A 12,422-nucleotide genomic window follows, 5' to 3' on the forward strand; every position below is an offset into this window, starting at 1 on the left:
TGTCCCTAGAAGAACAGTCTGGTAAGAAACCGCAAGAGTAACGAAGCAAGCTCATTGGGTAGTGAGAGTATACTCGTTTGGACTTCAATTGGCAGAACCATCGCCAATTGCATCGACCATACCTACACAACTGAACGGCCTGAAAATGGCAGCTTCGTCCGCGTTACCGTTTTTCAAAACAAGCCCGGCGCAGGACCGGTTCGTTCCACTGAACTAGGTTGCCGAACTGATCAACTTTCATGCCAACTAAGCGCACTGCTGAAACAGCGGGACTCCGGGCGTGGATTTGCCGTTTCGGATCATGTTGACCAGTTCAATCCCACTAAAAGCCCATTTCGCAAAGGTAATTGACTGGAGACCCAACGTCGGTTTTCTATTTTTTAGAGATAAGAGCAAACAGCCAAACCCAGGGATCAAACACCTTTCCCTCCATTTTTGGGTCACGCATCCGCCTGTATCAAGTCACTAGCCTTTTCTCCGATCATGATGGCTGGCGCATTGGTGTTACCACTGACGATTTCCGGCATGATCGAGCAGTCTGCCACACGCAGGTTTGCTATGCCGTGTACTTTTAGTTTTGCATCTACGACCGATGCTTCGGTGCTTCCCATCGCGCAAGTGCCGGTAGGATGATAGATGGATGCGGTGTTTGATCTTACCCAGTCCAGGGTGCCTTCATAGTCGTCGCAACTCAGCTGAGCCGTTGGCCGAAATTCCTCTGAAATCTTTGAGGCCAAAGGATTATGCTTGGCTATTCTGCGGGCGATGTTCACCCCGTCAACAATGGTTCGGCAATCCGTTTCAGTGGACAGATAGTTCGGTATAATTTTGACATATTTAGATGGATCCGGGCCGTTCAAGCGTAGCTCCCCCCGGCTTTCAGGGCGCAGTTGGCAGACCGACATGGTGAAGGCTGAGAACGGATGAACGCCCTCGCCAGGGCTGTCGGCGGACCAGGGCTGAACGTGAAACTGGATATCGGGCGTTTCTACATCCTCACGTGTTTTCATGAACCCGGTGGCAAGGCTGGCGGCCATTGTCATAGGGCCGGCACGGAACAGTGCGTATTTCAGGGCGATACGCGCCTGATTGAACAGGCTGCGGACTTCATCATTCAGTGTCGGTTCATTGCATTTGAACACTAATCGGGCCTGCAAATGGTCCTGCAGCCCTTTGCCGACACCTGGTAGGGCGTGCAGCGGTTCGATGCCGTTGTCTTTCAGGTGGTCCGGGTCTCCGATCCCTGAAAGCATTAGGATCTGTGGCGAGTTTATCGCTCCGCCGGACAGAATGATTTCACGCCGGACGGTCAGAGTTTTCTCTGTTCCAGTGCGATCCCGGTACACCAGGCCGGTTGCTTTCTTTCCCTCCAGAACCACGCGCGTTACGAGCGCATTTGTAATGATGTTTAGGTTTTGTCGATCCCGAATGGGTTTCAGATAGGCTACGGCTGCACTGCACCGGCGGCCATTGCGGGTGGTTAGTTGGAAATACCCCACCCCCTCTTGTTCCGCGCCGTTGTAATCGGGGTTGAGCGGATAGCCCGCCGCCTGCGCTGCGGCCACCCACGCGTCACAGATCGGGCGTTGAATGCGCATGTTGGATACGGACAAGGGCCCACCAACGCCATGGAACTCGTCTTCACCTCGCTCTTGGTCCTCGCAGCGCTTGAACAGGGGCAGGACATCGTCCCAGCCCCAGCCCTCATTGCCCATTTGGCGCCAGCGATCATAGTCCTCTTTCTGCCCACGCACGTAGAGCAAGCCGTTCAATGAAGATGACCCGCCCAGCACTTTACCACGTGGCCAGTCGATGGATCGACCGTTAAGCCCAGGATCAGGTTCGGTGCGATAACACCAATCGACCGATGGGTTGTGCATGGTTTTGAAGTAGCCAACGGGGATGTGAATCCATGGATTGGTATCGCGGCCACCTGCCTCTAGCAGTGCAACGGTCGTGTTAGGATCAGCGCTCAGCCGGTTGGCAATGACGCAGCCCGAAGACCCGGCGCCCACAACCGCATAATCCACTTCCATGACTGCCTCCTCCTCACGCCGTCGAAAAAACTCTATGCAAGATGCAAGAAATATACTAGCCTTTTTTGATACAAAACGTCTCAATAATTGCGATCAGGGAGGTAAGCAATGGAGATCGGTAAGAAACTAAGTGGGATTTCGCGGCGGGATTTCTTCCGCGTGGCGGGCCGTTACGGTATGAGTTCTACTCTGCTGGCAGCCGGTGGGTTCGGTGGAGCGATGAGCTTGGCCAACCTGGCGCAAGCCGCTGAATCCACGTATGAAAAGCGGTTCTCAAAAGAGCCCAAGCACACGCTGAAGTTTGGCGCTTCAGGCTTCAATACTCGCAACCTTCTGATCGAACGCGCCGGCGCTATCGAATTCGCGCGCGATCTGGAAGAACGCACAGATGGTGAGATTCGGATCGAGTTCATCGGCGACAATCAGATCTGCGGACAACTTAGCTGTGTTGAAAAAACGCAGCAGGGAATCGTCGATATCTACGCAGCTTCGACCCAGAACTCGGCTGGAGGTGCGCCTTATCTGAACGTGCTGGACTACGCCTATATGTTCCCAAGCCGTGCGGCGCAGTACCATTTCTTCTACAGCCCCGCGAGCCAGCGCATTCTCCGCGACCCCCTGGAGAAACGGCATGGGCTGAAGTTCCTGTTTACCCATTGCGAACTGCGCGGCCTGCAAATGGGCTCGACCTTTGCGGACAAGCCCACAGTAACCAAACTGGAAGAGCTGTTTGGCACCAAGAACCGCGTGACCGGCACGCAGTTGGGCCGGATTGCAATGCAGTTGCTGAACCTGAACCCGGTTCCGGTGGCCTGGGAAGAGACGTTGGACGCTCTGAAAACAGGTCTGATTGACGGGGCCGAAACTTGGGCCTCTGCTGTGGCTTACGCCAATATGGCGCCGGTGGTATCGCAGTCGGTGAACCTGAAGTTCTTCTGCGGCACCGAGCACACCTCGATGTCCGCTAAGGTCTTCGACAGCCTCGGAGGCGAGTTGCAGGACGCAGTGATGGAGTCTTCCTACTTCACTCAGGCGTTGATCCAAGGTGCGAATGAGGCTGCGTTGTTGAACACAGTTGGCTTCTCGGAGCCGCAGCTTCCCAACACGATCTTTGCTGAAAACGGTGTCCGCCCGGCCTTCCTGCCGGACGATCAGATCAAACTGGCTGAAGAGATGTGCGCTCCGAACTACAATCCTGAGCCTTGGGCGCAGTGGCGTGAACGCCTGAACAAATGGGCAGGCGGCATCGATACGTATCAGGAAATCTACGACATCGCGCGTGAAATTCCGGCCGATACCCTGCCGGAAAACGTCGAGCCGCGCCGTTGGTGGATGGGCCAAGCTTGATAAGCTGATGTGAACCGGCCCGCAAACGGGCCGGTTCCAAAAAACACACCGACTGGGAGGACGGGGTACATGTCTTTATGGGCAGACATAGGCGCGATCTTCAGCGCCTTTCTCAGCCAGGATTCGTTCGAGATTCAATCCGCTCTGGAATCTGACGCTGCTTGGGTTCTGGGTGCAGTTGCCTCCGCACTTGGCGGGCTTCTGGTCATGCTGATCTATCGAAAGGTGCCCTTCATAGAACGCCATCTGGAACGATCAGTGATGGTTTATTCGTATCTTGCCATTGCACTGATCATCTTCTGGGGTGTGATCGACCGCTTCGTGTTTAATGACCAAGAGCCATGGTCAACGACCATTCCACCCCTGCTATTTATGGTCATGGCGTGGTTCGGGGCGTCTTACAATGTACGCCTTCGCACGCATCTGAGTTTCAGTGAATTCCGCACCGCGATGCCGAGGGCAGGGCAACTCACTTGCCTGATCCTTGATGCGGTTCTGTGGTTTATCTTCGCGGTAATTGTCATTGTTACAACAACCCGATTGGTCGCCCTGTCTGCGTCAAATTTCCAGATCGTATTGGGTACCGACAACGTCATGCAGTGGTGGTTCCTTCTGGCTGCACCGCTGTCTTTCTTTTTGATGGTCGGGCGCGTGTTTCAAAACCTCGCGGATGATCTGCACAACTGGAAAACAGGCGAGCCGCTAATCAAACAGGCCGTGATCGGAGCAGACTAATGACAGATGGAACTATGGTCACACTGATCTCGCTTGGGGTCACTTTTCTATTCATGCTGGGCGTACCGGTTCTGCTGGTCATCGGCTACTGGGTTATCGGTTGTTCGTTTGTCCTTGGCTTGACGCTCGACAATATGGGAGCCGAGTTGCTGAACGTCTTCAACAAAGGTTTCGCCTTGCTGGCGATGCCGCTGTTCATCCTGACAGGAGACTTGATCAACAAATCCGGCATCGCGAGGCGGCTCAGCGACTTCGCCTATGCCTGTCTGGGCTGGATACGCGGCGGATTGGCAATGGCCTCGTTGGGGGCCTGCGGGTTGTTTGCCGCTATCTCGGGCTCCAACTCTGCCACGACCGCCACCATTGGTTCCATGTTGCACCCGGAGATGGTCAAGGGCGGTTATGATGAGCGGTTCAGCGCGGCCACTGCGGCAGCGGGCGGCACCGTGGGAATCATCATTCCGCCGTCGATTATTTTCATTGTCTATGGGTTCCTGATGAACCTGCCGATTTCGGAGCTGTTCGTCGCGGGTATTCTGCCCGGTGCGTTGATGGTTTTTGGTATGCAGTTTGCCTGCTGGATCATCTGCCGAATGAACGGCTGGGGCCACTTGATCCCGCTGCAACTGAACCGGGTGCTGAAAACCGCGTTCGGCGCATGGCTGGGTTTCTTCGCCATCGGGCTGGTTCTGTGGGGCATCTACACAGGAAAGTTCTCACCCACCGAAGCGGCGGGTGTGACCGTTGGTTTCTGTGTGATCGCCGGGTTGGTCAGCTATCCGATCAACCGGATCATGGGCGCACGGAACGATATTCCGCCGACCGAAAAAAGCTACGCCGAGATGTTCGTGGTAGAAGGCTTTACGATCCCCGAGATCCCCTCAATTGTGATCCGGTCAGCCCAGATCACAGGTATCCTTGCCCCGCTTATCGCAATTTCAGTGGTGATGCAGCAAATCCTGTCGCTGCTGGGGGCGCAAGAAACCATTGGGAACTTTGTAACCTCAATGGGCGGCTACCACGCGGTTCTATTTACCTCGATGGTGATCGTCTTCTTTTCCGGTATGGTGCTGGAAAGCTTGCCGGTGACGATCATCCTTGCGCCAATCCTCGCGCCAATCGCGGCCTCGGTTGGGATAGATCCGATCCATTTCTCGGTGATCTTCCTGGTGGGCGCGTCTATCGGCTTTATCACTCCGCCCTACGGTTTGAACCTCTATGTGGCATCAGGCGTGACGGGTGTACCCTACTTCCGTCTCTTGCGATACACGGTGCCTTATCTGGTGGCTTTGCTGTCCGTATGGATATTGGTGTCGCTTGTGCCCGATCTGGCCTTGATCCTGCTGCCAAATAACTAGAATGTTGCGGGATGGCCGAGACGGAAACACAAGACAAAGAAACTCAGATCCCGACCAACCTGCGCCTTCTTCTCATCCTCGAGGAGGTGGCGCGGCGCGGGGTCGCCGTCAAACCATCGGACCTGATCGAGACACTGGGACTGGCCAAGCCCACAATCCACCGTCTGCTGCAAACCGCAGAGGCCGAGGGTTTCCTGCAACGAGATCTGGATGGCCGCTCGTTTGGTCCTGGGCGCCGGCTACGGTCGCTTTCGGTCAATACCATGTCTGCCGAACACTTGCGCACGGCACGTTTGGCGATCTTGCGCAGCGTCGCTGAAAAGGTTGGTGAGACTTGCAACTTAGCCATCCCAGACCGCGAAGGGATGATCTACCTCGACCGGGTTGAAACGAAATGGCCGCTACGCATCCAATTGCCAATCGGCACTCAGGTGCCCTTCCATTGCACAGCTAGCGGCAAAATGTACCTGTCTACTCTGCGTCAGAAGACGTTGGATGGGTTTCTCTCTGCAGGCAATTTGCAACCGAAGACTGAACAATCCCTAACGAACCCAAACGCACTGCGCGAGGAAATCCGCGGAATCGCTGAAAACGGTTACGCGACAGATGATGAGGAATTCATGGCCGGAATGACGGCCATCGCTGTGCCCATTCGTGATGGTCAAGGCAGATTAATAGGCACACTTTCGGTACATGCTCCAACCCAACGTCACGACGTCACCAGCCTGCTTTCCTTTCTGAACACCCTGCAAAAAGGAGCAGGTGAGCTCTCCGAAATGTTAGCCAACTGATTTCTGCTCGTGACCATGGTCAAAGCTTTCGTGAGATCAGACAAAAAATGATCGTTTCATGCGAGCTGAAATTGCGAGTGCGTTCGACGCTCTCCTAAGGGATCGTGCGATCACGGCGAAGGGTTGGTTGTATCGGAAGCGGATGTCTGTGCTTCGTGGAATGCCCGTGGATCAGATGAAGCAGATCGCGAGCGGAGTGCGGACTGAAAAGGGGTAAGCCGTTGGGCGGCCTAGCCGCCCCATATGCATGGGCGCGCCGTTTCAGGATGCATAAAAGATCTCAGAGCACTAGTGCCGCAAAAGTCTGCTTTGAGCCCAAAGTGGACACTTGGGAAAACAGGCTCCAATTAGTGCATGAGAGCGACTTGAGTCAAATTGGAACAACTAAGACCGGCTTGAACGTGCCAACTACCCTGAGCTATTGCCCACTAGAGCGTTCGGCCCTATTGACGTCGGAAGAAGCATGGAAATTTTTGCATCTAAATGCTTGAATTATTGTTATTTACTGAATCTGAAATCTAATATCTTTACAAAAACAATTGACTGAGGAAAAGAAGTTTACAAAATTTTGTTTCATTTCCAGTAATTTGTTGTGAAATTTTCCTTCGGTTTCTCATTATTGATTTGCACACAAGTGCGCTTTCGTCTGCTGGAAGAGGAGCCAAACGACGAAAGAAAGGGAAATGGGAGGAATTAATGACCAATAAATCTGTCACACGCCGCGGCGTGTTGAAGTCTGGTGCCGTCGCAGGTACCGGTCTGGCCCTGCCTACGATCTTCACGGCTTCGTCGGCTGCTGCATACACCAACGAACCTACCGGAGGGTCCGTAACCCTGGGTTTCAACGTTCCCCAGACCGGGCCGTATGCTGAAGAGGGTAATGACGAGCTACTGGCGCAACAGTTGGCCGTCGAACATCTCAATGGTGAAGGAGATGGGGGTTGCTTGAATACCTTCACCTCGAAGGCGCTGAAAGGTAACGGAATCCTTGGCAAGAAGGTCGAATTCGTCACAGGCGACACGCAGACCAAATCAGACGCTGCACGTGCATCGGCGAAGTCGATGATCGAAAAAGACGGTGCCATCATGATCAACGGCGGCTCGTCATCGGGCGTAGCCGTTGCTGTGCAGGGCCTCTGTCAAGAAGCAGGCGTGATCTTTATGGCAGGCCTGACCCACGCCAACGACACGACTGGCAAAGACAAGAAAGCCAATGGTTTCCGCCATTTCTTCAACGCCTACATGTCAGGAGCTGCGCTCGCGCCGGTGTTGGCCGCCGAGATGGGCAAAGAGCGCCGTGCATATCACCTGACGGCTGACTACAACTGGGGTTGGACCCAGGAGGAGTCGATTGTTGCTTCGACCGAAGCCTTGGGATGGGAAACTGTCAACACTGTCAAAACACCGCTCGCCTCTACGGACTTCTCGTCCTACATCACCCCCGTATTGAACTCGGGTGCTGATGTTCTGGTTCTTAACCACTACGGCGGCAACATGGTGAACTCGCTCACCAATGCGATTCAGTTCGGCTTGCTCGATAAAGTTGCCAACGGAAAGGACTTCAAGATCGTCGTTCCGCTATATTCGGAACTGATGGCCGCTGGTGCGGGCGAGAACATCAAGGGCGTGCTGGGTTCAATGAACTGGAACTGGCAGCTGCAAGATGAGGGCACCAAGGCCTTTGTGAAGTCCTTTGGTGAGAAGTACGGCAAACCGCCGTCCAACTCTGCACAGACCTGCTATGCACAAGTTCTGCTTTACGCGGATGCCTGTGAGCGTGCCGGTACATTCAACCCATGCGGCGTTGTCGAAGCCCTGGAAGACTTCGAGTTCGACGGTTTGGGCAACGGCCCGACCTGGTATCGCGGCGCCGACCACCAGTGCTTCAAGGACGTGTTGGTTGTACGTGGCAACGAAAACCCGACCAATGCCTACGACACTCTGGAAATCGTCGAGATCACGCCACGCGCGCAGGTCGAATACGACCCCGAGCATCCAATGTTCTCGGGTGGCTCACTGGGTGAGTGTAATCCAGGCGCGTAAGTCCGCGTGTCTAAGTCTGGCCGCCAATGCGGTGGCCAGACGTCTTAAACAGGGCTGATCCTGTTACACCACTTTATTCACACTGACCAATCCTGAGGTGGGGCCAATGGACGCCATCCTATTGCAAATTTTGAACGGTCTGGACAAAGGGTCGGCCTATGCGTTGATTGCGCTGGGGCTGACGCTCATTTTTGGAACGTTGGGCGTTGTGAACTTCGCCCACGGCGCACTGTTCATGATCGGTGCGTTCTGTGCCGTTACTCTGCAAAAGCTCATGAACCTGAGCTTTGTGACCATCGACGAGAGTCAGACCGACTTTCTGGGTAACCCGCTGAAGGTTGAAACACCCTACGTCGAGGCTTGGTTCGGCCCAGAGACCGGTGCGACGATCATCGATTGGTCTGTTCCACTGGCTGTCTTGTTTGCGATCCCGATCATGTTAGCCGTGGGCTACTTGATGGAACGCGGGTTGATCAAGCACTTCTACAAGCGTCCTCACGCTGACCAGATCCTTGTAACGTTTGGTCTGGCGATCGTGTTGCAGGAAATCGTGAAGTATTTCTTCGGCGCCAATCCAATCCAAACTCCACCGCCCGACGCGCTGAGCGGTTCGATCGATCTTGGCATAATGGTTGGATTTGACCCTAACGCCATAATCTATCCAATTTGGCGTCTTGTGTACTTCGGATTTGCCGTTGCGATTATTGGCGCAGTTTTCTCGTTCCTGCAATTCACCACGTTTGGCATGGTCGTGCGCGCTGGGATGGCCGACCGCGAGACCGTAGGTTTGTTGGGTATCAATATCGACCGGCGCTTTACGATTATGTTCGGTATCGCTGCCGCAGTGGCCGGTTTGGCAGGTGTGATGTACGGGCCGTTAAACCCGCCAAACTATCACATGGGTATGGACTTTCTGGTCCTAAGCTTCGTTGTGGTTGTTGTCGGCGGCATGGGCTCGCTGCCCGGAGCCGTGCTGGCTGGCTTTCTGTTGGGCATTCTGGAGAGTTTTGCTTCAACAACCTGGGCCACCACAACTATCCCCGGGATCAACCAAATCATCATTTATCTTGTTGCCATCATTGTGCTTCTGACACGCCCGCGTGGGTTGATGGGACGCAAAGGCGTGATGGAGGAATAATCGATGTTTGGACTGAACAAAAAAGACACCAGCCTTCTGATCATCGTCGGCCTTCTCACTCTGCTGGCCCCGTTCATCCTAAACCCGTTCCCTGAAGGCAGCGCCATGGCGCAATTTAACGCAGGTTATCCAGACTTGATGCAGCGTTTCGTGATCTTTGGCATCTTTGCCATCGGGTTCAACATTCTGTTCGGCCTTACAGGCTACCTGTCATTCGGTCACGCAGCCTTTTTGGGTGTCGGATCGTATTCAGCCGTATGGATGTTCAAGTTGCTGAGCTACAATATCATTCCGGCTATCGCGCTCAGTGTTGTGGTCGCTGGAGTGTTCTCACTGCTGATTGGTTATGTCAGTCTGCGTCGGTCGGGCATCTACTTTTCGATCCTGACTCTGGCTTTTGCGCAGATGAGTTTCGCATTGGCCTACTCTGTCTTGTCGAATCCCAAGTTCAACCTAACCAACGGTGAGACTGGTCTGCAGGTCTACGCAGACGATCCACAAATCTTGCAAGGTGCCACCTCACCGGACCTGCCACATCTATTCGGGCTGCCGATGCGCGCAACCTATACTATGGACGTGGGAGCTTGGAGTTTTGATTTTAACGCGGGATACTATCTGTGTGCGATAATCATGATGGTGGTATTCTACCTGTCCATCCGCATCTTCCGCTCGCCCTTTGGCATGATGCTTAGGGCTGTCAAATCAAACCAGCAACGGATGAACTATACCGGCCTAAACTCAAAGCCGTACACATTGGCGGCGTTTGTTATCTCTGGCATGTATGCCGGTCTAGCTGGTGGCCTGATGGCCGCAATGGACCCGCTGGCAGGCGCAGAGCGTATGCAGTGGACCGCTTCGGGTGAGGTCGTTTTGATGACGATCCTCGGTGGTACAGGCACTTTGATCGGTCCAGTACTCGGTGCGGGATTTATCAAATACTTTGAGAATATTTTCTCGAAGATCAACGACAATGTGTTGCACAGTTGGTTTGCATTCCTGCCCGACGGTTTGGAGGACGCGGTAGTGTTCGTGATCCATCCGTTCATTGGAAAAGGCTGGCATCTGACGCTTGGCATCCTTTTCATGCTGGTCGTAATCTACTTGCCGGGTGGTCTTGTCGAAGGTGGTCAGCGTTTGCTCAACCGGATCAAGCGCAAGAAATCAAAAGCTGGCGATACAAAGTCAGGCAAAACGGAACCGGCGGAATAAGGGGCAAGCCATGGCAATTCTAAAAGTCAAAGACGTCAGCAAACGCTTCGGCGGCCTCAAGGCATTGACGGACGTGAACCTAAGTGTAGAGGAAAACTCGGTTCACGCGATCATCGGACCTAATGGTGCTGGGAAGTCGACTTTGCTAAATTGTCTGGTGGGCAAGCTTATGCCAGACACAGGCTACGTACTGTTCGACAACGCCTCAGTGTTAGGACTTGAACCCTTCCAGATTAACCAGATGGGTATTAGCCGTGTGTTCCAGACACCGGAGATTTTTGGTGAACTGACGGTGATGGAAAACATGTTGATCCCGATTTTCGCAATGCGGGACGGTGCATTTCGGATGCATGCATACGAGACCATCGCAAACGAACGCGAGATCGTCGAACAAGCCGAAGCCATGTTGGAAGAGATGAACATGGCGGACAAACGCGAAATGCATGCAGCCTCGTTGTCGCGCGGTGACAAGCGGCGGCTTGAGATTGGTATGTGCCTCAGCCAAAACCCACGGCTATTGCTGCTTGATGAACCCACGGCTGGGATGGCAAGGGCGGATACGAACAACACAATCGACCTGCTAAAACAAATTAAGGATGAGCGCGACATCACAATCGCAATCATCGAGCATGACATGCATGTGGTCTTCAGCCTTGCCGAGCGCATCACAGTGCTGGCTCAGGGTACACCTTTGGTTGAAGATACTCCTGAAAATATCCGCGGAAACCCCAAGGTTCGCGAGGCCTATCTGGGCGAGGCTGCGTAAGGAAAAGCTATGAACGAGAAACCTGACTTTTCGAAAAATGCCAATTTAGCCAGCACCGCCCCTGCGTTTCTCTCCGTTTGGGATATGCACTCCTACTATGGAGAAAGCTACATCGTGCAAGGCGTCAGCTTCAATGTGCATGAAGGTGAAATTCTTGCTCTTCTTGGGCGCAATGGTGCGGGTAAAACATCGACACTTCGTTCGATAGCAAGAGTTGGAGAGCCTGAAGTAAGACATGGCGAAATCTGGCTGGACCACAAGCCACTGCACAACATGACAAGCTACGAAGCCGCGGCGGCAGGCCTAGGTCTTGTACCGGAAGATAGGCGCATTATTCCTGGGCTTACTGTTGAAGAAAACCTACAGCTTGCCCAAATTGCCCCGCCAATCGGATGGTCACTGGAACGGCTTTACGAGCTATTCCCACGTTTGGGAGAGCGCAGAAAACAAGAGGGAATTACGCTGTCAGGAGGCGAACAGCAAATGCTGTCAATCGCCAGAGCCTTGGCGAGGGACATAAAGGTCTTGCTCTTGGATGAACCGTATGAGGGATTGGCTCCTGTTATTGTAGATGAAATCGAAAAGACTCTTATTCACGTCAAAAAACAGGGTATGACCACGATCATTGTTGAGCAGAACGCCGTACGCGCTTTGGAATTGGCAGACCGTGCGATCATACTAGATACCGGGACCATAGTATTTGATGGTACAGCTAAAGAGGTGCTTGAGGACAGCAACCTTCGAGAGGAATATCTGGCGATCTAGCTCGCATATTCCACAGCAATCATCCCAAAAGCGCAGTTTAGAAACGTATCCAAAACAATTGATTGCTCCGGGCGAAAATTTTTTGACTTTCATTAAAAGGACAGGCGGCATCCGTTTGGTCGAGCAATCTAAGACTGCGCCGAAGGTCGGCTATGGACCAAATTTGACGTTCGTGCTTGGGCACTGCCCAAGAGATCATGGCCAGGGGTGATAACTTCTAGCCCAAAATTGAAA

The 12,422-nt window shown here is 53.6% G+C and carries 10 protein-coding genes; 9 read left to right on the forward strand and 1 reads right to left on the reverse strand.

Going from position 1 to position 12,422, the window contains the following annotated elements; translation table 11 throughout:
- Window positions 1–440: 440 nt before the first annotated feature.
- Window positions 441–2,036 carry a GMC family oxidoreductase N-terminal domain-containing protein gene (locus tag ACR0JF_RS06520; protein WP_170659322.1) on the reverse strand — a complete coding sequence of 532 codons (1,596 nt, stop codon included), beginning with the start codon at window positions 2,034–2,036 and terminating at the stop codon, window positions 441–443.
- Between the two features lie 108 nt (window positions 2,037–2,144).
- Here ACR0JF_RS06520 and ACR0JF_RS06525 point away from each other — a divergent pair, with 108 nt between their 5' ends.
- The 9 genes from ACR0JF_RS06525 to ACR0JF_RS06565 all read left to right on the forward strand — a co-directional run bounded on the left by ACR0JF_RS06525 (window position 2,145) and on the right by ACR0JF_RS06565 (window position 12,188).
- Entirely contained in the window at window positions 2,145–3,383 is a 1,239-nt protein-coding gene (locus tag ACR0JF_RS06525) for a TRAP transporter substrate-binding protein (RefSeq protein WP_170380876.1), read from the forward strand.
- Window positions 3,384–3,452: 69 nt separating this feature from the next.
- Window positions 3,453–4,118 carry a TRAP transporter small permease gene (locus tag ACR0JF_RS06530; protein ID WP_170555588.1) on the forward strand — a complete coding sequence of 222 codons (666 nt, stop codon included), beginning with the start codon at window positions 3,453–3,455 and terminating at the stop codon, window positions 4,116–4,118.
- On the forward strand, window positions 4,118–5,476 hold the full coding sequence (locus tag ACR0JF_RS06535; RefSeq protein WP_170380872.1) for a TRAP transporter large permease: 1,359 nt from the start codon (window positions 4,118–4,120) through the stop codon (window positions 5,474–5,476). The genes ACR0JF_RS06530 and ACR0JF_RS06535 overlap by 1 nt, the downstream gene beginning before the upstream one ends.
- An 11-nt stretch (window positions 5,477–5,487) precedes the next feature.
- Window positions 5,488–6,267, forward strand: coding sequence for an IclR family transcriptional regulator (locus ACR0JF_RS06540; protein ID WP_170659323.1), 780 nt, complete (start codon window positions 5,488–5,490; stop codon window positions 6,265–6,267).
- Between the two features lie 696 nt (window positions 6,268–6,963).
- Window positions 6,964–8,310 carry a substrate-binding protein gene (locus ACR0JF_RS06545; protein ID WP_170659324.1) on the forward strand — a complete coding sequence of 449 codons (1,347 nt, stop codon included), beginning with the start codon at window positions 6,964–6,966 and terminating at the stop codon, window positions 8,308–8,310.
- 106 nt (window positions 8,311–8,416) lie between these two features.
- Window positions 8,417–9,448 (forward strand): branched-chain amino acid ABC transporter permease, encoded by a 1,032-nt coding sequence (locus tag ACR0JF_RS06550; RefSeq protein ID WP_170659325.1) that lies wholly within the window; start codon window positions 8,417–8,419, stop codon window positions 9,446–9,448.
- Between the two features lie 3 nt (window positions 9,449–9,451).
- The gene (locus ACR0JF_RS06555) at window positions 9,452–10,657 is read left to right on the forward strand and encodes a branched-chain amino acid ABC transporter permease (RefSeq protein ID WP_170659326.1); all 1,206 of its coding nucleotides are present in this window, start codon (window positions 9,452–9,454) and stop codon (window positions 10,655–10,657) included.
- Between the two features lie 10 nt (window positions 10,658–10,667).
- Window positions 10,668–11,423, forward strand: a complete 756-nt coding sequence (locus ACR0JF_RS06560) for an ABC transporter ATP-binding protein (protein WP_170659327.1) — start codon at window positions 10,668–10,670, stop codon at window positions 11,421–11,423.
- A gap of 9 nt (window positions 11,424–11,432) precedes the next feature.
- A complete protein-coding gene (locus ACR0JF_RS06565) occupies window positions 11,433–12,188 on the forward strand; it encodes a branched-chain amino acid ABC transporter ATP-binding protein (RefSeq protein WP_170659328.1) in 756 nt (251 codons plus the stop codon).
- Window positions 12,189–12,422 lie beyond the last annotated feature (234 nt).

Source organism: Ruegeria sp. BG11 (assembly GCF_056538565.1).